At 54.1% G+C, this 18,852-nt stretch carries 18 protein-coding genes and 1 tRNA gene; 10 read left to right on the plus strand and 9 right to left on the minus strand.

Annotated features, from left to right (window positions below; genetic code table 11):
• Positions 1 to 35 precede the first annotated feature (35 nt).
• Positions 36 to 1,220, plus strand: coding sequence for an MFS transporter (locus WA429_RS11750; protein ID WP_287465144.1), 1,185 nt, complete (start codon positions 36 to 38; stop codon positions 1,218 to 1,220).
• A 150-nt stretch (positions 1,221 to 1,370) separates the two neighbouring features.
• On the opposite strand, the gene WA429_RS11755 is transcribed toward WA429_RS11750, so the two are convergent.
• The gene (locus WA429_RS11755) at positions 1,371 to 1,592 is read right to left on the minus strand and encodes a hypothetical protein (protein WP_068519195.1); all 222 of its coding nucleotides are present in this window, start codon (positions 1,590 to 1,592) and stop codon (positions 1,371 to 1,373) included.
• Positions 1,593 to 1,874: 282 nt separating this feature from the next.
• On the opposite strand from WA429_RS11755, the gene WA429_RS11760 reads away from it, so the two are divergent.
• Positions 1,875 to 1,967 (plus strand) — tRNA-Ser (locus WA429_RS11760).
• 150 nt (positions 1,968 to 2,117) lie between these two features.
• Complete coding sequence (locus tag WA429_RS11765) at positions 2,118 to 2,597, plus strand: hypothetical protein (protein ID WP_287465143.1); 480 nt, start codon at positions 2,118 to 2,120, stop codon at positions 2,595 to 2,597.
• An 82-nt stretch (positions 2,598 to 2,679) separates the two neighbouring features.
• Here the strand turns inward: WA429_RS11765 and WA429_RS11770 are convergent, their stop codons facing one another.
• The 3 genes from WA429_RS11770 to WA429_RS11780 all read right to left on the minus strand — a co-directional run bounded on the left by WA429_RS11770 (position 2,680) and on the right by WA429_RS11780 (position 5,721).
• Positions 2,680 to 2,922, minus strand: coding sequence for an Lrp/AsnC ligand binding domain-containing protein (locus WA429_RS11770; RefSeq protein WP_033069566.1), 243 nt, complete (start codon positions 2,920 to 2,922; stop codon positions 2,680 to 2,682).
• 107 nt (positions 2,923 to 3,029) lie between these two features.
• Complete coding sequence (locus WA429_RS11775) at positions 3,030 to 3,980, minus strand: carbohydrate kinase family protein (RefSeq protein ID WP_286889790.1); 951 nt, start codon at positions 3,978 to 3,980, stop codon at positions 3,030 to 3,032.
• A 145-nt stretch (positions 3,981 to 4,125) separates the two neighbouring features.
• Positions 4,126 to 5,721, minus strand: coding sequence for a bifunctional metallophosphatase/5'-nucleotidase (locus WA429_RS11780; RefSeq protein ID WP_287465141.1), 1,596 nt, complete (start codon positions 5,719 to 5,721; stop codon positions 4,126 to 4,128).
• Positions 5,722 to 6,338: 617 nt separating this feature from the next.
• Here WA429_RS11780 and WA429_RS11785 point away from each other — a divergent pair.
• The 7 genes from WA429_RS11785 to deoA all read left to right on the plus strand — a co-directional run bounded on the left by WA429_RS11785 (position 6,339) and on the right by deoA (position 13,807).
• Positions 6,339 to 7,334 carry a BMP family lipoprotein gene (locus WA429_RS11785; protein ID WP_068519222.1) on the plus strand — a complete coding sequence of 332 codons (996 nt, stop codon included), beginning with the start codon at positions 6,339 to 6,341 and terminating at the stop codon, positions 7,332 to 7,334.
• A gap of 42 nt (positions 7,335 to 7,376) precedes the next feature.
• A complete protein-coding gene (locus tag WA429_RS11790) occupies positions 7,377 to 8,960 on the plus strand; it encodes an ABC transporter ATP-binding protein (protein WP_443082684.1) in 1,584 nt (527 codons plus the stop codon).
• The gene (locus WA429_RS11795) at positions 8,957 to 10,075 is read left to right on the plus strand and encodes an ABC transporter permease (protein WP_068519192.1); all 1,119 of its coding nucleotides are present in this window, start codon (positions 8,957 to 8,959) and stop codon (positions 10,073 to 10,075) included. The genes WA429_RS11790 and WA429_RS11795 overlap by 4 nt, the downstream gene beginning before the upstream one ends.
• The gene (locus WA429_RS11800) at positions 10,075 to 11,046 is read left to right on the plus strand and encodes an ABC transporter permease (protein WP_068519191.1); all 972 of its coding nucleotides are present in this window, start codon (positions 10,075 to 10,077) and stop codon (positions 11,044 to 11,046) included. Before WA429_RS11795 ends, WA429_RS11800 begins: the two co-directional genes overlap by 1 nt.
• Before the next feature lie 143 nt (positions 11,047 to 11,189).
• Positions 11,190 to 11,603 (plus strand): cytidine deaminase, encoded by a 414-nt coding sequence (locus WA429_RS11805; RefSeq protein ID WP_101246130.1) that lies wholly within the window; start codon positions 11,190 to 11,192, stop codon positions 11,601 to 11,603.
• The gene (locus WA429_RS11810) at positions 11,600 to 12,406 is read left to right on the plus strand and encodes a purine-nucleoside phosphorylase (protein WP_287465139.1); all 807 of its coding nucleotides are present in this window, start codon (positions 11,600 to 11,602) and stop codon (positions 12,404 to 12,406) included. Before WA429_RS11805 ends, WA429_RS11810 begins: the two co-directional genes overlap by 4 nt.
• A 60-nt stretch (positions 12,407 to 12,466) precedes the next feature.
• Positions 12,467 to 13,807 (plus strand): thymidine phosphorylase, encoded by a 1,341-nt coding sequence (gene deoA, locus WA429_RS11815; protein ID WP_287465138.1) that lies wholly within the window; start codon positions 12,467 to 12,469, stop codon positions 13,805 to 13,807.
• A 54-nt stretch (positions 13,808 to 13,861) separates the two neighbouring features.
• Here deoA and WA429_RS11820 read toward each other — a convergent pair whose 3' ends face one another.
• The 5 genes from WA429_RS11820 to WA429_RS11840 are packed head-to-tail and all read right to left on the minus strand — an operon-like array spanning position 13,862 to position 18,799.
• Entirely contained in the window at positions 13,862 to 15,463 is a 1,602-nt protein-coding gene (locus tag WA429_RS11820; protein ID WP_287465136.1) for a GMC family oxidoreductase, read from the minus strand.
• 12 nt (positions 15,464 to 15,475) lie between these two features.
• Positions 15,476 to 16,447, minus strand: a complete 972-nt coding sequence (locus WA429_RS11825; protein ID WP_287465195.1) for a branched-chain amino acid ABC transporter permease — start codon at positions 16,445 to 16,447, stop codon at positions 15,476 to 15,478.
• 16 nt (positions 16,448 to 16,463) lie between these two features.
• Positions 16,464 to 17,345 (minus strand): branched-chain amino acid ABC transporter permease, encoded by an 882-nt coding sequence (locus tag WA429_RS11830; RefSeq protein WP_197460836.1) that lies wholly within the window; start codon positions 17,343 to 17,345, stop codon positions 16,464 to 16,466.
• 10 nt (positions 17,346 to 17,355) lie between these two features.
• Entirely contained in the window at positions 17,356 to 18,063 is a 708-nt protein-coding gene (locus WA429_RS11835) for an ABC transporter ATP-binding protein (protein ID WP_068519185.1), read from the minus strand.
• Positions 18,056 to 18,799, minus strand: coding sequence for an ABC transporter ATP-binding protein (locus WA429_RS11840; protein WP_323133589.1), 744 nt, complete (start codon positions 18,797 to 18,799; stop codon positions 18,056 to 18,058). The genes WA429_RS11835 and WA429_RS11840 overlap by 8 nt, the downstream gene beginning before the upstream one ends.
• Positions 18,800 to 18,852: the final 53 nt, after the last annotated feature.

Consider the following 18,852-nt stretch of genomic DNA (forward strand, 5'->3'; position numbering starts at 1 on the left):
ATTCAACACAGTTTGATTTTTTCGGAGTTGGCAACATGTTGTTACTGACCAACGGCGCGGTGCGTCTGCTGTTTATTGCACAGGCCCTTTACTGGTCCTGTTCGTTGATCGGAATTACCCTGACCGCGCTTGTCGGGGTGTCGCTTGCGCCAAGTGCCGGGCTTGCGACATTGCCGCTTGGTGTTTTGATGCTTGGCAATCTCATATCGGTTCATCCGCTTGCCATGGTGATGCAACGGCGCGGCCGGCGTGTCGGCCTTTTTCTTGGCGCGCTTTGTGGTGTGGCGGGCGGGTTGCTTCTGGCGGCCGGTATTTATATCGGGCAGTTCTGGTTGGTGGCATTGGCACCCTTGTTGATTGGCACCTATCAGGCATCGGCCATGTATTATCGCTATGCCGCGATCGAGGCCGTCGATAAAACGCAAAGTGGCCGTGCGTCGGCACTGGTTGTCGGGGGTGGTGTTCTGGCCGCACTTGTTGCGCCGGAAATCGCCGGGTTCAGCCGTGATTTCCTGCCAGTACCGTTTGCCGGTGCCTATGTCGCACTGGCCGGTTTGGCAGCGATGGCAGCGATCATAACGATCATGTTGCCCGATGGCGGCATTCCGGCGCGATCCGGTTCAAGCTGGACCGTAATGGCCACACTTTTGCGGCGACCGGTAATCCGCGGGTCCATTGCCGTCAGTGCGGCCGGACACGGGATCATGATCCTTGTCATGACGGCAACGCCACTTGCGATGAAATATTGCGGGTTTGATATTGATGTATCGGCCAACGTCATCCGTTGGCATCTGATTGGCATGTTCCTGCCAGCCTTTGTCGCAGGCCCGATGATTGACCGGTTCGGCGCGCATCGGGTGGCATCCCTTGGGGTTGGCATCTTGCTGATCAGTGTCGGTTTTGCTGTGACGGACATATCAGTTGAAGCGTTTCTGATTAGTTCATTCCTGCTTGGGATTGGTTGGAACATGATGTTGCTGGCAGGGACGACCATGCTTGGTGCGGGACATGATCCATCCGAACGAGGACATGCGCAAAGCCTGATGGAACTTGGCAACAGCATCACGGCAACTGCGGCCTCGATCGCCAGTGGCGCCCTGATCGCCGGGGCAGGGTGGATTCCGGTGAATTACGGCGTGGTGCCCGTTCTTTTGGTTGCGATGATTTTGATGTGGCGCGGACTGGTCGCACAGCGATCAGCCGCACAGGCCGGGGCATGAAAAAGATAAAAGGAACCGCCGGTCATGACGACCGGCGGTGAAGTTGCGGGGCAAACGGGGAGTTTCGCCCCGGCGCGACTGAAAAACTCAATCGTTCCGCGCCGGATCACGTTATGCAACGATGCTGTCCGGCCAATAAAAAACCGGCCATCAGGCCGGTTGTGATTCAAACGATGCGGCGTTGCCGGCAACGAATTCCTTGATCTTCTGCAAAACAAATTCGCGAGAGCTGTTTTCACGGGTACGGAACAGCACTTCGCGATCCTGAATGACCAGGCCCATATAGACCGGATCGTTATGACCTTCCTTGATCAATTTCAGGGCGCGGAGGGTATGCCCGAAATCATCGGTGCTTTGATAGATGGTGCGCATCTTTCTCCAACCAGCATTTGTGTCGGGTGACAGTGTGAGACCAATCGACCAAGGCTTTATGACAGCTGTTTTTTTCCAGCCGATGACAGCTTTATGATGGTTTGAAGACAGTTTTGCCCATCAACCAGAAAATTTCATGGGCAGGGCGGTCAAAAAGCTGCTGGTTTTATTTGGAAGGCCTGTTAAAAATAAAACGTCATCAAGGCCGGTTTCGGGCATTGACATGCGCCATGACGGTGTTTAAGAAAGGCGTCGTTCCGCAGGGAACACCAAAGACATACAGGGCAAATGGCCGAGTGGCTGAAGGCGCTCCCCTGCTAAGGGAGTATAGGGTGACAAGCCCTATCGAGGGTTCGAATCCCTCTTTGCCCGCCATTGATCAAAGCACCCCAAAAGGGTGCTTTTTTCTTTTTCCCGATGGCAGAAAACCCCAATCAAAATCGTTATTCTGTTGTGCGGATCTCGTAAACGGGTCCGCAATCAATATGTTTTGATAAACGAAGTGCCACAGTGATTGAGGGTGAAATGTCTGAACAGCGCCATATCCCGGTATTTTCCACGATTGTATTGCTTGCAATGACTGCGATCCTTTTGCCGGTTTCGATGGCCCAATCACATACGGCAGCCGGTCTGCATCAGCATGAACCTGTCGAAATCGCACAGGGTGGTGGCGTTTTCTCGGACGAAGAACGTCAGATCATTCGCGAAGTGCTTGATATCGCAACAGGCGAAGACAGTGATCGCAACAATGGTTCCAAAGGTGGCAAAGGCGATAAAGGAAAAGGCAACAAGGGCCTTCCGCCAGGCATTGCGATGAAGCTTGAGCGGGGCGGTACGTTGCCGCCGGGCATTGCAAAGCGTGATTTGCCAGCGAACCTTGCATCAAAGCTGCCAAATCGCACGGATGGCGCAGTCCGCCAGAGTATCGGTGATGACGTGGTTCTGATTGAGCGGGGAACCAACCTTATTCTTGATATTATCCGCGACGTGGCACGTAACCGGTAGGTCGTCAAATCAGAAAAAAAAACGCGGCGAATAATATCGCCGCGCATGTCGTTTTGGCCTTGTTGATCCGCGATCAGATCAATCAGGTAAAGGCATTGAAGGTAATGATGGTCTGGGTGTCCTTGATGTTGGGCAGCTTGTGGATCTGTTCATTCACATAGCGCCCGATATCCTGTTCGTCTTCGACATAGACCTTGACCAGAAGTTCAAACGGGCCGGAGATCGAATAGACTTCCGACACACCTTCGACTTCTTCCACAAGGTCTGCGGCCACGTCATAGGCTTTGCCAAGTTCACATTTTACGAAAATGAAGAACGGATGCATCGGAACGGCTCCAGTTTGAATTTGAATTTCAGACAAGCTACCCGGCTTGGACCGACCTTGCAATCACCTAGCAGCGATCACGCGGGCGTCCTCGAAACGGACAGCCCCTAAAGAGATGTTTTGCGTGCCTGCGCAGCCCGGCTTGAAACCGCGTCCTGTGTCAGGTTCCAGACCGTCGTGCCGTCGGTTTCCGCAGTCAGGCTTGCCATGGCAAGGCCCGACGCAATCGCGGCATCAAAGCTGGTGCCCGGTTTGGCATAGGATGCCAGAAACCCGGAATAGAAGGCATCACCCGCACCATTTACATCACGCACCCGGGTCGGAAGCGGGGACCAGAAAGACGTTTCAAGTCCGGTTGATGAAACAACGCCGGTCGCGCCAAGAGTGATAATAACATCGGGGACACCTTTGCCCCGCAAAAGTTCAATGGCGGTTTTGGCCTGGCTTTTGTCGTTGATTTCAATGCCGGTCAGAATTTGTGCTTCGGCGCGGTTGGTAATCAACAGATCAAGCTTGCCCAGCACATCCTTGAAACGCACCGCCTTGCTTGGGGAAACAGTGGCAGCACACATCTTTGCCGTGCCCTTGTTTTCAGCCAGCCAGGCAATGGTTTGCGCAGGCAGGTTGGCATCAATCAACCACCATGGCCATGCCTGAAAATTCGAAAGATGCGATGCCAGACGATCAATCGTCAGAAGGTCATACACCTCGGCATCCATCATGCCCATCGCGAGTTCACCGGTTTCATCCAGAACCGCGGTGTAGCCCGCTGTATGCTTGCCTTCGAGCTTGATCATCCGTCGCGTATCGATGCCAAGATCGGCAAGGGCTGCGATAACCTGTTCGCCATCACCGTCATCACCAACCGCGCCAAGCATCGCAACATTGTTGCCAAGCAAGCGCAAATGAACGGCGATGTTGCGGGCAACGCCACCGGGCTTGCGATGCAGGGTGCGAACCGGGTTCGACGCAGCCGGAATATAATGGCCGGTACATTGCAGGGTACGGTCAAAATGAGCCGCGCCAAAGCAAAGGATATTGGCAGTCGGAGTGATCACGTTATGTCGCTCTTTGTGTGGGCATGTCACGATTGGTGACTGTCATAAGCTGCGACAGGTTGCCAAGGCAAGAAAAACAAAAAGGGCGACCCGTGTGGGCCGCCCTTTGCATTCACGATGTGTATTCCCGATCAGATGAAGCAGTTTACTTCATGATGATGCGGTCTTTGGGCATCGGGGTCATTGGCGAATTCATCCCGATATAGTCGGCAACAGCCTGTTCAAGGTTCGGACCGAAGTCATAAACATCGGTGGCATTGTCACGGAACAGGGCATAACCATCGCCGCCATTGCGCATGAAGTCATTGGAAACAACGCCGTATGTCTTGTTCATATCAATCGGAACGAAGGTGTCGCCTTCGGCGACCATGACATTTGAAACACGCGACCCGACTGGCTGCGACAGGTCGAGATCAAATTTAAGGCCGGCCACCTGCGGGAACTGGCCTTTATCCTCGTCAACTTTGGAAACGCCGTGTTCAAGGGATGCAACAACGTCCTTGCCCGACAGCTTGAATGTTGCCAGCGCATTCTGGAACGGCAAAACGGTCAGCACTTCGCCCATGGTGACAGTGCCTTCATCGATGCTGGCGCGGATACCGCCCCCATTCTGAATGGCGATCTGATAACCGTCACCGGCCTTCCAAAGCATGGCGTCCGCCACAAGGGAGCCCATTGAACATTCCATATGGCGGCATGTTTCACGCGATCCGTCCGCAGCCGTGGTAAAGCTGCCGACTTCGATGTTGCGAACGGCATCGACTTTCTGGCTGGCCTCGGCAATGACTGCCAGAACGTCTTCGGCGGGTTTGACGCTGGCATCAAGGGCGATCGGATTGCCGGACCAGGCGGTCGCAACACCGTTATCGTCAAAGGTTACATTCAACTCGCCAAGATAGCGGCTATAGGCATAGGCCTGCACGACCAGAACAGGTTTGCCATCCGGTGCGGTTTCAACAACCGGGTAGGGGTAATTGGCCTTTTCATCGGTGTTTGAAAACAGCTGGTTGTCGTGACCGCCAACAATGACGTCAATGCCACTGACAGCGCGTGCGAGTTCAAAATCCTTGTAGGATCCCGAATGGCTCATGACGATGATTTTATTGACACCTTTAAGACGCAGACGCGCAACGGAATAGCGCAGGGCCATTTCGGAATCTGTGATGGCGACCTTGTCACCCGGGCTTGATATATCCGGTGTTTCTTCGGTCGTGATGCCGATCAGGCCGATTTTTTCGCCGCCAAGTTCGATAATGGTATCGGGTGCGATTTCATCTTTGAGGCTGGATGCCGCTGTCGGGTGGACGTTGGCAGACAGCACCGGAATTTTGCTGGCTTTGATGAAGGCTTCGAGAACTTCGGGGCCGTCATCAAATTCGTGGTTGCCGATGGTCATGGCGTCATAGCCGGCCATTTCCATCAGTTGTGCGGTCAGTTTGCCTTTGTAGGTCGAATAGTAAAGTGATCCCTGGAACTGGTCGCCGCCATCAAGGGCCAGCACATTGCCGCCCTGGGCCTTGGCATCGCGGATGGCCGTGGCAAGACGGGCATATCCGCCAAAGCATTTGCCTTCGGCATCGTCTTCGGCCTTACAGGTATTGTTGTATTTGGTTACCGATTCAACGCGATCATGGACGTCGTTGGTGTGAAGAATGCGCAAGTCGTAATCCGCCAACGCGCTTCCTGCACCAAGGGTCAGCATGGTGCAGGCCGACAGCAACCCTGCAATCTTGTATTTCATTACTATTCTCCAGCAAATAGGCACCTTTCCTGTCCCTCACGGGAAAGGGTGCTACGACAGATCAAAGATATCGGGAGTAAAGCGTTCCCCAACACGGGATGGTAGCATCAAATTCATAGGGACGGTATGCCCGGTTGATTACGGCGCTGTGAAAGTTTGATCATCGCGCAATGTGAATGGCACCAAATATCACCGTTTTGTAGAATCGGGCAGACTGCAAATCGGGTAGGGGAAGGCGATTTTGCAACAAATTCACAGTCGGGATTATTAAGACTGGCAAGAAAATATATTGCACAGAAATTCGCCAGACGAATTGGCGGTTGGATCATAAAACTAAGGGAAACCCCGCAGAAACCGGATTGAGGGGTTGATTTGGTTCCGCCGAATTTTGACCGGCTGGACAGCTTTTGTCTTTCCCTTGCATGGTCTGCTATTTACAGGGCACTATATTTTGTAGTTACCATACGCGTTCGCACCATAAACATGCGGACAGCTAAGGTTGAGGGACCGTAGTCGTCCCGATATGGTGTGATCATGTGTTTTCGATGAGGGAGTTCCCCCGGTTAAGGGCACCGGCGGGAAGAATAATCAGAATTCAAGCAATGAAGGGCATCGGAATGAAAAAGCTTCTGACCTCGGTGGTCGCGGCTGTCGCCTGCTATGCGGGTGTCGCTTCGGCTGCAGAAATCAAACCGGCAGTGGTCTATGACCTGGGTGGCCGTTTTGACCGTTCGTTTAACCAGGGCGCATATAACGGCGCAGAAAAATACAAAGAAGACACCGGTACCGAGTATCGTGACTTCGAAATCCAGAACGATTCCCAGCGCGAACAGGCAATGCGGAACTTTGCACGTCGTGGCATGAACCCGATCGTTGCTATTGGTTTCTCGCAGGCATCCGCGCTTGAAAAAGTTGCCAAAGAATTCCCGGACACCAAGTTCACCATCGTTGACATGGTTGTCGATCTTCCGAACGTTCAGTCCGTTGTGTTCAAGGAACATGAAGGTTCGTTCCTGGTTGGTGTTCTTGCCGCAATGGCATCTGAAACCCACAAGGTCGGCTTTGTTGGCGGTATGGACATTCCGCTGATCCGCAAATTTGCCTGCGGTTATGTTCAGGGCGTCAAATACGCAGATCCGAGCGCAGAAGTTTTCCAGAACATGACCGGCACCACCGGTGCGGCCTGGAACGACCCGGTAAAGGGTGGCGAACTTGCCAAGTCGCAGTTTGACCGTGGCGCTGATGTTGTTTACCACGCTGCCGGTGGTACGGGCGTTGGTGTTCTTCAGGCGGCTGCCGATGCCGGCAAACTGGGTATTGGCGTTGACTCCAACCAGAATGCCCTGCATCCGGGTTCGGTTCTGACATCGATGCTCAAGCGCGTTGACGTTGCTGTTTACGAAGCATTCGCTGCTGCGGCCGGTGACAACTGGCAGCCGGGTCTGACCATTCTGGGTCTGGCCGAGGGCGGTGTTGACTGGGCTCTTGATGAAAACAACGAGAAGCTCATTACCGCTGAAATGAAAGATGCCGTTGCCAAGGCGAAGGAAGCAATCACTTCCGGCAGCCTTGAAGTTCATGACTACATGAGCGACAGCGCCTGCCCGCAATAAGGCAGTCTTGAAGCAAACCGGGGATTTGTAGTGTCGGATACGATGCATCAAATGCACGGCACCGGGGAAACCGGTGCCGTGCAACCCGCTATTGAACTGCGTGGCATTGACAAGCGGTTCGGAGCGGTACACGCGAACAAGGAAATCGATCTTAAGGTCGATAAGGGAACGATCCACGGTATCGTGGGTGAGAATGGCGCAGGCAAATCGACCCTGATGAGCATTCTGTACGGCTTTTATCAAGCCGATGCGGGAACCATCCATGTCGACGGCAAATTGTGCGATATCAAAGGTTCCGAAGATGCCATCGCCGCAGGGATTGGCATGGTCCACCAGCATTTCATGCTGGTTGAGACATTTTCGGTTCTTGAAAACGTAATTCTCGGTGTTGAAGGTGGTGCAGTTCTGCGCGACGGTGTTGACCGTGCCCGCGAAGAACTTCAACGTCTTGAGCGTGAATATTCGCTAGACATTGACCCGGACGCCATTGTCGGCGATCTGTCGGTCGGTCTTCAGCAGCGTGTTGAAATTCTCAAGGCCCTGTTCCGCGGGGCCGAAATCCTGATTTTGGACGAACCGACCGGGGTTCTGACCCCGCAAGAAGCAGATCATCTGTTCCGTATTCTTGAAACCCTCAAAGAGCAGGGCAAGACGGTTGTTCTGATTACGCACAAGTTGCGTGAAATCATGGCTGCAACGGACAATGTTTCCGTCATGCGCCAGGGGGCGATGGTTGCCCATCGCAAAACCGCCGATACCAGTCCGGAAGAACTTTCCGAATTGATGGTCGGTCGCAAGGTGTTGCTGCGTCTGGAAAAAGAACAGGCACAGCCCAAAGATACCGTTCTTAAGGTCGAAAACCTTTGCGTGGACAATGCCCAGGGCGTGCGCAAGGTAAAGAATGCCAGCTTTGACATTCGTGCGGGTGAAATCGTCGGCATTGCCGGGGTTTCCGGCAACGGTCAGAGCGAGCTGCTTGAAGCACTTGGCGGCATTCGTGCGGCCAGCGAAGGTGTTGTTGAACTTAACGGTCAGGATGTTACGCCGGGCAAGGGGGTTGATGCCGCCGAGTTGCGTCGTCGCGGTGTGGCACATGTACCCGAAGACCGCCATCGCATGGCAATGGTAACCGCATTTTCCGCCAAAGAAGCAGCCATTCTGGGCTACGAGGATGATCCGGCCTATCAGAAGGGTGTGTTCCTTGACTGGCATGCGATTTCCGATGCGACCGCAAAAATGATGTCGGAATTTGACGTGCGCCCGGATAATCCGGACCTCAAGGCTGCCAATTTTTCCGGTGGTAACCAGCAGAAGCTTGTTCTGGCGCGCGAAATCATGCGCGACCCGGAATTGCTTTTGGTCGGGCAGCCGACCCGTGGTGTCGATATCGGGGCCATCGAATTCATCCATAAACGAATTGTCGCCATGCGGGACGCGGGCAAAGCCGTCCTGCTGGTGTCCGTGGAGCTTGACGAAATCATGTCGCTTGCCGACCGTATTCTGGTGATGTGCGATGGCGTGATCATCGGCGAAGTTGCTGCATCTGATGCGAATGAACGGGTGCTTGGTCTGATGATGGCCGGTGTTGATCCGAGTGAAGCCAAAGCCGTGGAGGGACAGTCATGAGTACGACCGTCCAGTTGCCGCGTTGGATTGATGTGGGGGCATTGCCGCTCCTCAACCTTTTGCTGGCGCTTGTTGTTTCGGGTCTTGTGGTTCTTGCGATTGGCGAGAACCCGGCAGAAGTGGTGGAAATCCTGCTTTATGGCGCGTTCGGCTATGAAGAAGCATGGGGTTACACCCTTTATTACACCACGAACTTTATCTTTACCGGGCTTGCCTTTGCGGTCGCATTCCATTGCGGGCTGTTCAATATCGGTGCCGAAGGCCAGGCCTATGTCGGTGGTCTTGGGGTGACGCTTGCCGCGCTGTATCTTGATTTCCTGCCTTTTCCGATCATGCTTGTGGTCGGAATGCTTGCAGCGATGATCTTTGGTGCCGCCTGGGCCTATATCCCGGCCTATTTGCAGGCCCGCCGCGGATCGCACATCGTGATCACCACGATCATGTTCAACTTCATTGCATCATCGCTGATGGTGTATTTGCTGGTGAATGTGTTGCGTCCCGAAGGATCAATGACCCCGGAAAGCGAACAGATCGCCGAAAATCTGCGTTTGCCCTTCATCCATGACATTGCAGGCGCGCTCGGCATCGAGATGGCGTCAAGCCCGCTTAACCTGTCCTTTGTCTATGCGATTTTGGCCAGTGTGATGGTCTGGCTGTTCATCTGGCATACCCGGTGGGGATATGCGATCAGAACGGTTGGTGCCAATGCGGTTGCCGCGACCTATGCCGGGATTGAGCCGGGCCGGTTTATCATTATTGCGATGATGATTTCAGGCGCACTTGCATCCTTTATGGCGCTAAACGAGATCATGGGGGTTCAGCACCGTTTGCTGATCGACTTTACCGCCGGTTACGGTTTTGTCGGGATTGCTGTGGCGCTTATGGGCCGCAACCATCCGTTCGGTATTTTCCTGGCCGCGTTGTTGTTTGGCATGCTGTATCAGGGCGGGGCAGAGCTTTCGTTTGAAATTCCAACCATTTCCAATGACATGGTGGTGGTTATTCAGGGCTTGGTGATCCTGTTTACCGGGGCGATGGAACATATGTTCCGTCCGCGCGTGACCAAGATGTACACCGCGTGGCGCTTACGCCGTGACGCCCAGGAGGCCGTGTGATGGAAAATTTCGAACTCGTCATTCTGTTGCTTGATGCGACGCTTCGTACATCAACACCCCTTATCCTTGCGGCACTTGCCGGCATGTTTTCCGAACGTTCGGGCACCATCAATCTGGCCCTTGAAGGCATGATGCTTGGCGGGGCGTTCTCGGCGGCGGCTGTGGCCTTTTACATGGATGATCCGTGGATCGGTCTTCTGGCCGCAATTGCCACGACGATCGGGTTGTCATTGCTTCATGGATTTGCCTGTATCACCCATAAGGGCAACCAGGTCGTATCAGGCATGGCGATCAATATTCTGATGTCGGGTTTGACGGCACTGGTCGGGATTGCCCTGTTTGCACAAGGCGGCAAAACGCCGGCACTTGACAAAGCAGCCCGTTTCCAGCCGATCACCTTGCCCGGTGCCGAGGCCGTCAAGGATGTTCCGATCATCGGACCGATCTATTTCGAGCTTCTGAGCGGGCATAACATTCTGGTCTATATCGCGTTTCTTGCCGTGCCGGCAGCATGGTGGGTGATGTATCGCACGCGATTTGGTCTGCGCCTGCGGGCAGTCGGGGAAAACCCGGGTGCGGTTGATACAGCAGGTATCGGCGTGGTGGCCATGCGCTATCGCGCAGTGATTTGCAGTGGTGTGCTTGTTGGCATGTCGGGGGCGTATCTTTCGACCGCGCAGGGGGCATCATTCCTTCAGGACATGACAGCAGGCAAAGGCTATATCGCGCTTGCTGCCATGGTGTTTGGCAAGTGGCGACCGTTCCCGGCACTTGCGGCCTGTTTGCTGTTTGGTTTCCTTGATGCGGCAGCAACCCGCTTGCAGGGTGTTGTTCTTCCGGTGATTGGCGAAGTCCCGGTTCAGCTTGTGCAGGCGTTGCCCTATGTGCTGACGGTGATTTTGCTGGCCGGCTTTATCGGACGGGCCATTCCGCCCAAGGCGCTTGGCCGTCCGTATGTAAAGGAACGCTAAGTCTGATCCGGTCCGGTTGCGCAAGATAGGCCGTCGGATCGGACTTTCTTGCGATTTCCGCTGCAAGAATTTTAATCATGACTACATGTCAACCGATGCTGTCCCGTTCGGGGCGGTGTGGAATTTCAAACAGGATTACGTAAATGGGCGAGATGAAAAAGGCACCGCGCGATCTGATTGACGCTGCATTGGCGGCGCGCGACAAGGCCTATGCGCCTTATTCAAAATTTCATGTCGGTGCCGCATTGCGTACAGCCGAGGGCAAAGTCATTGCCGGCTGCAATGTTGAAAATGCAGCCTATCCCGAAGGCGTCTGTGCCGAAGCAGGGGCGATTTCGGCAATGGTCTTGGCGGGCGAAACCAAATTCGACGAAATCGTGGTTGTCGGTCTTGGTGATGTTGCCTGCACACCTTGTGGTGGCTGCCGTCAGAAAATTCGCGAATTTACCGGTTCTGATGCAACGATCTTTATCATCAATGATGCCGGTGAAACGCTTTTGACCTTGTCGCGTGAAGAACTGATTCCACATTCCTTTGGTCCGGAGAACCTCAAATGAGCAACCTAAAAGCTGCATTGGACGTGATCGCCGCAAAGGCACCCGGCTTCAAGGCCGAGGTGGCACTGGTACTTGGAAGTGGTCTTGGCGGGGTTGTTGATGCCGTCAGCGAAGCAATCCGTATTTCCTATGAAGATTTGCCCGGTTTTCCGCGCCCGACCGTTGTCGGACATGGCGGGACGCTGGTGCTTGGCCGGATTGGTGGTGTTTCGGTCGCGGTGATGCAGGGACGGGCGCATTATTACGAACATGGTCGTTCCGATTTGATGGCAGAACCGCTTGAAACCATGCGGGAACTGGGGGCCGAGCGCCTTATTCTGACCAATGCTGCCGGATCGTTGCTGCCCGAAGCCGTTCCGGGCAGTCTGATGCTGATTACCGATCATATCAGCCTGTTTGGGCCGAACCCGCTGATTGGCTATCACGGGAATGACCGCTTTGTCGGTATGGATGTGCCTTATGATCCGGAAATCGGTTCGGGTCTTCATGACACGGCGGCCAAACTGGGGATCAAGCTGTTTGAAGGGACCTATTGCTGGTGCACGGGGCCAAGCTTTGAAACCCCGGCTGAAATCCGTGCGCTCAAGACCCTTGGGGCGGATGCGGTCGGGATGTCGACCGTTCCGGAAAACATTCTTGCGCGTCGCCTTGGCTTCAAGGTGGCGGCAATTTCAAATATCACAAACCTTGCCGCGGGCATGAGCGCAACACCGCTGAGCCACGAGCAGACACTTGAAATGTCCAAAACAGGATCTGCCAATCTTATCAAGATCTTGCTTCAGTATTTTTCAGGTGCTGCCTAAGCGCGGCCAAGACCGGAAAACGGTCTGAGACAGTAACGACAAGCGCGCAGGAGACAGCTGATGCTGCCGCAGGAAATTATTCGCCGCAAACGCGAAGGCGAAGTTCTTACAGACGCAGAAATTGCCTTTTTCGTCAAAGGCATCACCGATGACAGCATTAGCGAGGGTCAGGTTGCTGCCCTTGCCATGGCTGTGTTTTTCAATGGCATGACCATGGACGAACGTGCCGCACTTACCCGCAACATGCGTGACAGTGGCACCGTCCTTGACTGGAAGGCGCTCGGACTTGACGGACCGGTGGTTGACAAACATTCGACCGGTGGGGTCGGTGACAAGGTCAGCCTGATGCTGGGACCGATTGTCGGGGCATGTGGTGCATTTGTTCCGATGATTTCGGGCCGTGGACTTGGTCACACGGGTGGAACACTTGATAAATTTGATTCCATCCCCGGATACCGCACCACGCCGACCCTTGAAGAATTCGCCAAAGTGACCCGTGAGGTCGGGTGTGCGATCATTGGTCAGACGTCGGACCTTGCGCCGGCCGATAAACGTTTTTATGGCATCCGCGACGTAACGGCGACGGTCGAAAGCATTCCGCTGATTACGGCATCCATCCTGTCAAAGAAACTGGCCGCCGGGCTTGATTCCCTGGTGATGGATGTGAAATTCGGGTCGGGTGCGTTCATGAATGAATATGATCGCGCGCGTGAACTGGCACAAAGCATCACCGAAGTCGCCACCCGCAATGGCGTTCCGACAGTCGCCCTGTTGACTGATATGGAACAGGTGTTGGGCGATACGGTCGGCAATGCGCTTGAAATGGTTGAGGCGATCGATTTCCTGACCGGCAAGCATCAGGAACAGCGTGTCTATGATGTGACCATGGCGCTGGCAGCCGAAATGCTGGCGGTCAGTGGTGTTGCCACCGATGTGTCCGAAGGTCTGCGTCAGGCGACAGACGCGCTTGAAAGCGGCAAGGCGGCCGAGGTCTTTGGCAAAATGGTTGCCAGCCTGGGCGGTCCGAACGACTTTGTCGAAAAACATGCCAACTATCTTGAAGCAGCCCCGATGACCAATGCCATCAACGCGGCCAAGACCGGTCGTGTCCTGTCGATGGATGCCCGCAAGGTTGGCCTGGCACTTGTCGCACTTAAGGGCGGGCGGACACGTGCCGATCAGAAGATTGATTTCGCCGTCGGCTTTACCGATTTCATCAAGGTCGGCCAGCCGGTTTCAGCAGAAACCCCCCTGTGTGTCGCGCATACCCGTGATCAGGCGCAACTGGACGAGGCGACCGCATTGCTGCGTGAAGCCATCGTGATTGGCGATGGTGACGTTGCCCCGACCGGGTCGGAACCCGCGGTGCGCGAACGCATTGTGGCCAGCCTTAAGGGCTAAAACATCAGCGCATGATCTGTGAAAAAGGAAAGCCGGGACTGCCCCGGCTTTTTTTTATTGTGTTGCAGATGCCCTGATCATGGCGGCGGCCTTTTCGGCGATCATGATGGTTGGCGAATTTGTGTTGCCTGACACAATGGTCGGCATGATGGACGCATCGGCAATGCGCAAACCGTCAAGACCGCGCAGTCGCAATTCCGGATCAACAACCGATGCCGGATCCGCCCCCATCCGACATGTCCCCACCGGATGGAAAATGGTCGTGCCGATATCACCGGCGGCACGTATCAGGTCTTCTTCGCTATCATAGGCGGGGCCGGGTTTGAATTCTTCGGGGGCATAGGGTGCCAGTGCCGGCTGGCTTGCAATTTTGCGCGTCAGGCGGATGGAATCTGCGGCAACCTTTTTATCGGCATCCGCGGACAGGTAATTTGGCGCTATGGCAGGTTGCTCGGTGTGATCCGGGCTGGTGATATGGATGCTGCCCCGGCTTTGCGGGCGAAGATTGCAGACACTGGCAGTAAAGGCCGGGAACGGGTGAACCGGTTCGCCGAATTTCTCAAGCGACAGCGGCTGCACATGATATTGCAAATTGGGCGTTTCAAACGAGGCGTCAGACCTCGTAAAAATGCCCAGCTGGCTTGGTGCCATCGACATCGGGCCGGACTGGTTGAACAGATATTCCAGCGCGATGCTTGCCTTGCCAAACAGGTTGCTGGCCTTTTCATTCAGGGTTCGAATGCCGCTTACCTTGAATGCACAGCGCAGTTGCAGGTGATCCTGAAGGTTTTCACCGACCTGCGGGCTGTCGACAGCCTGTTCAATGCCATGTTGCTGAAGAATGTCACCACGCCCGATCCCGGAAAGTTCAAGAATTTGCGGGGATCCGACAGAGCCGGCAGACAGAACGGTTTCGCGATTGGAATAGACCGTTTCGATGTTGCCGCCGCGTTCATATTCAACACCGGTGACACGTCCATCAGCAATGATCAGCCGACGGACATGGGCGTTGGTGCGGACTTCAAGATTTTTACGATCAAGGGCAGGGCGCAAAAACGCCTTTGATGTGTTCCAGCGAATACCGCGTTTCTGGTTCACATCGAAATAGGATGATCCTTCGTTGGTGCCACGATTGAAGTCGGCAACCTTGGGAATGCCGGCCTGTTCGGCGGCATCCTGAAAGGCTTCGAGGATTTCCCAGCGCACGCGGGCCTGTTCGACCCGCCATTCGCCGCCTTCGCCGTGCAATTCATCAGCACCGCGGTAATAATCTTCGGATTTCTTGAAAAAGGGCAGTACATCGTCCCAGCCCCAATTTGAACAACCCGATTGGCGCCACTGGTCATAATCATTGGCCTGACCACGCATATAGATCATGCCATTGATCGATGAACAGCCGCCCAGAACCTTGCCGCGCGGATAGCCAAGTGATCGGCCATTCAGCCCCGGTTCGCGGACGGTGTTGAAACACCAGTCCACGTTCGGGTTGCCAATGCAGTAAAGGTAACCGACCGGGATGTGAATCCAGGGATTGCGATCCTTGCCGCCAGCTTCAAGCAACAGGATGCTTGCATCAGCCATCTCCGAAAGACGGTTTGCCAATGTGCACCCGGCCGATCCCGCACCGATAATGATGTAGTCGAATTTTTGCTCCATGCGCCTGATACTCTATTTGGGGGATTTCAGGCCCAGCTTTACAGCCAGGTTTGACGCATTAAATTCGCCGACAATCCCGCGACGGAACAATAATACGCAGACGATGAAAATAAGGCCGGTCAGAACGGTGACCGGGAAGCCAGTGGTCGAGAGGTAGTTTTGGACTGTTACCACAAAGGCCGCGCCAAAAATCGGGCCAAATATGGTACCAATTCCACCCAGCAATGTCATAAGGATCACTTCACCCGACATCTGCCAGGCAACATCGGTCAGGGTGGCAAACTGGAAAACCAATGCCTTAAGACCACCAGCCAGACCGGCAAGTGCAGCAGACATTACAAAGGCACCCAGTTTGTAAAGATTGACCGAATAACCAAGCGAAATTGCACGATTTTCATTTTCCCGAATGGACCGAAGTATCATGCCAAACGGGGAATGAACGATCCGCCAGACGGCAAAAACACCAAGAACGAAGACGCCAAGAACAAAGAAATACATGTTCAAAGGCTCGTTAAGATCGATGAAACCAAGAAGATGTCCGCGCGGAACCCCTTGAAGCCCGTCCTCACCTTTGGTGAATTCAGCCTGAAGGCAGAAGAAGAAGAACATTTGCGACAATGCCAGGGTGATCATGGCGAAATAGATACCTTGGCGGCGAATGGCGAAGAATCCAATCACCAGACCCATGACAGCGGCACCGGCCACACCAAGCAGAATTCCGGCTTCCGGTGAAAATCCCCATTCCTTGACAGCATGGGCGGAGAAATAGGCGGCACCACCAAAGAAGGCGGCATGGCCAAAGGAAAGAAGCCCCGTAAAGCCCAGCAGAAGGTTAAAGGCGCTGGCAAACAGTGCAAAGCACAACACCTTCATCAGGAAAACCGGATACAACACGAAGGGCGCAAATATCAGCGCGATCAGCAGCGCGATGATAAGCGCAATCTGGACGCGGTTTGCAGTCTGATTGCGTGTTTCGGAGGTCATACTAATTTCAGTCATATCAAGCATCCCGACCAAACAGACCCGCAGGCCGGATCAACAGTACAATGGCCATGATCACGAAGATCACGATGTTGGAGGCTTCCGGATAGAATACTTTGGTCAGGCCTTCCAGAATGCCGAGCATATAGCCCGTAACAATCGCCCCCATAATCGATCCCATGCCGCCGACAACAACGATGGCAAAAACCACAATAATAAGGTTTGAACCCATCAGCGGGCTGACCTGATAGATCGGTGCCGCCATGATGCCTGCAAGTGCCGCCAGCCCGGCGCCAAGCCCGTAGGTCAGCGTCAGCAGGAACGGGACATTGATGCCGAAAGATTGCACAAGCGTCGGGTTCTCGGTTGCGGCACGCAAATAGGAACCAAGCTTTGTCTTCTCAATTAGCAGCCAGGTACCGATACAAACGATCAGCGAAGCAACAACAACCCAACCGCGGTAAATCGGCAAATACATGAAGCCAAGATTTACCCCGCCCGACAGCAATTCGGGTGTCTCGTAGGGTTGGCCGGATGTTCCATAGAAATAGCGGAAGCTGCCTTCTATCACGAGCGCAAGGCCAAATGTAAACAGCAGGCCGTACAAATGATCCAGGTTGTAGAGACGCCGCAAAGCAAACCGTTCAATGACGATCCCGGTCAAGCCAACAATCACCGGCGCCAGCAAAAGGGCAAACCAGTAATTGACGCCGACCCATGACAGCAGAAGAAAACCTGCGAAAGCGCCCATCATGTATTGTGCGCCATGCGCGAAATTGATGACACGCAAAAGGCCAAAAATAATCGCCAGCCCAAGACTGAGCATGGCATAGAACGAACCATTGATCAGGCCGATCAGAAGCTGACCGAGAAACGCCTGAATTGGAATACCAAAAATCATAATCACGGCGTCATACTCCCAGAACTTCGTGCAGGGTTTCCATTTTCGCGGGCAGTTCCGCCAAATCAAAACCGTCTGTCACTTTCCCGTGATCCATAACGTAGAAGCGGTCGGCAATCTTGCTTGCAAAACGGAAGTTCTGTTCAACGAGCAAAATGGTCATGCCACGCGCTTTTAGGGTTTGCAGCACTTCTCCGATGCGTTGAACGATTACCGGTGCGAGACCTTCGGTCGGTTCATCAAGCAACAGCATCTTGACGCCAGTACGCAGCATGCGTGCCATGGCAAGCATCTGTTGTTCACCACCGGAAAGCTTGGTTCCCTGACTGTTACGTCTTTCCTTAAGGTTCGGGAAAAGCTGATAGATTTCCTCGACCGTCATTCCGGTATTCGAAACGACAGGGGGCAGCATAAGATTTTCCTCAACACTGAGAGTCGAGAAAATTCCCCGTTCTTCCGGGACAAAGCCAATACCCACCCGTGCAGTATGATGAAGCGGGCGGTTCATAAGGTCGGTACCGTCAAAGCTGATGGTGCCGGTACGTTTGCGCAGAATGCCGACGATTGAACGCAAGGTGGTTGTCTTACCCATGCCGTTGCGCCCAAGTATCGTGACGGTTTCGCCTTCACGGACTTCCAGATTTACACCATGCAGGATGTGACTTTCATCGTACCAGGCATTGAGATCCCGAACGGAGAGAAGAGTTTTATCAGTCATGGTCCGTCCCCATGTAGGCGATCTTGACTTGCTCGTCATTGCTTACGGTGGCGTAGTCGCCCTCTGCCAGAATTTCACCGCGTTGCAGGACGGTGATGTGGTCACACAGGTCAGACACAACATTCAGGTTATGCTCGACCATCAGGACGGCCCGCGTTTTTGCAACTTCTCTTATGAGTTCTGCGACCATTCCGACATCTTCGCCGCCCATACCGGCCATTGGTTCGTCAAGAAGGAGAACCTTCGGATCAAGTGCCAGCGTGGTCGCGATTTCAAGCACACGCTTGCGTCCATAGGACAGGTCCGCGGCAAGACTGTTGCACTGATTTTGCAAACCGACCGAGGTCAGAAGTTCCATCGCCCGATCATTTAGAACATCGAGTTTGGACAAAGGCAGCCAGAACTGTGTCGACAAATTACCCGGGCGCTGAAGGGCGACGCGTATATTTTCCAGTACCGTCAAATGAGGGAAAATTGCCGAAATCTGGAAAGATCGCACCAATCCCATGCGCGCTACGCGCGCAGGCGCGGTCTTGGTAATGTCCTGACCAAGCAGGGTGATCTTGCCGCTGGTAGGCTGCAGGAATTTTGTCAGAAGATTGAATACGGTGGTTTTGCCTGCGCCATTTGGTCCAATCAGCGCATGCACTTTGGCGTGATGAACGTCGATATTGACGTTGTTGACCGCAGTAAAGCCGCCAAAATCGCGACGAAGGTCACGAGCGGAAAGAACCACTCGTGACTTTGTCTCGTTTTGCTGGCTACCGGGTTTCGTGTGAAATTCGGTTG

It is taken from the genome of Thalassospira sp. CH_XMU1420-2 (assembly GCF_037029325.1).
In the GTDB taxonomy this organism is placed as follows: domain Bacteria; phylum Pseudomonadota; class Alphaproteobacteria; order Rhodospirillales; family Thalassospiraceae; genus Thalassospira; species Thalassospira povalilytica.

Excerpts from the sequence above, each read along its gene's own strand:
- WA429_RS11820 (WP_287465136.1), bottom strand. The coding sequence starts at position 15,463 with ATGGAGCAAAAATTCGACTACATCATTATCGGTGCGGGATCGGCCGGG.
- deoA (WP_287465138.1), top strand. The coding sequence starts at position 12,467 with ATGCTGCCGCAGGAAATTATTCGCCGCAAACGCGAAGGCGAAGTTCTT.
- WA429_RS11795 (WP_068519192.1), top strand. The coding sequence starts at position 8,957 with ATGAGTACGACCGTCCAGTTGCCGCGTTGGATTGATGTGGGGGCATTG.
- WA429_RS11750 (WP_287465144.1), top strand. The coding sequence starts at position 36 with ATGTTGTTACTGACCAACGGCGCGGTGCGTCTGCTGTTTATTGCACAG.
- WA429_RS11765 (WP_287465143.1), top strand. The coding sequence starts at position 2,118 with ATGTCTGAACAGCGCCATATCCCGGTATTTTCCACGATTGTATTGCTT.
- WA429_RS11780 (WP_287465141.1), bottom strand. The coding sequence starts at position 5,721 with ATGAAATACAAGATTGCAGGGTTGCTGTCGGCCTGCACCATGCTGACC.
- WA429_RS11790 (WP_443082684.1), top strand. The coding sequence starts at position 7,377 with ATGCATCAAATGCACGGCACCGGGGAAACCGGTGCCGTGCAACCCGCT.
- WA429_RS11785 (WP_068519222.1), top strand. The coding sequence starts at position 6,339 with ATGAAAAAGCTTCTGACCTCGGTGGTCGCGGCTGTCGCCTGCTATGCG.
- WA429_RS11830 (WP_197460836.1), bottom strand. The coding sequence starts at position 17,345 with ATGATTTTTGGTATTCCAATTCAGGCGTTTCTCGGTCAGCTTCTGATC.
- WA429_RS11770 (WP_033069566.1), bottom strand. The coding sequence starts at position 2,922 with ATGCATCCGTTCTTCATTTTCGTAAAATGTGAACTTGGCAAAGCCTAT.
- WA429_RS11810 (WP_287465139.1), top strand. The coding sequence starts at position 11,600 with ATGAGCAACCTAAAAGCTGCATTGGACGTGATCGCCGCAAAGGCACCC.
- WA429_RS11805 (WP_101246130.1), top strand. The coding sequence starts at position 11,190 with ATGGGCGAGATGAAAAAGGCACCGCGCGATCTGATTGACGCTGCATTG.
- WA429_RS11835 (WP_068519185.1), bottom strand. The coding sequence starts at position 18,063 with ATGACTGATAAAACTCTTCTCTCCGTTCGGGATCTCAATGCCTGGTAC.
- WA429_RS11800 (WP_068519191.1), top strand. The coding sequence starts at position 10,075 with ATGGAAAATTTCGAACTCGTCATTCTGTTGCTTGATGCGACGCTTCGT.
- WA429_RS11755 (WP_068519195.1), bottom strand. The coding sequence starts at position 1,592 with ATGCGCACCATCTATCAAAGCACCGATGATTTCGGGCATACCCTCCGC.
- WA429_RS11825 (WP_287465195.1), bottom strand. The coding sequence starts at position 16,447 with ATGACCTCCGAAACACGCAATCAGACTGCAAACCGCGTCCAGATTGCG.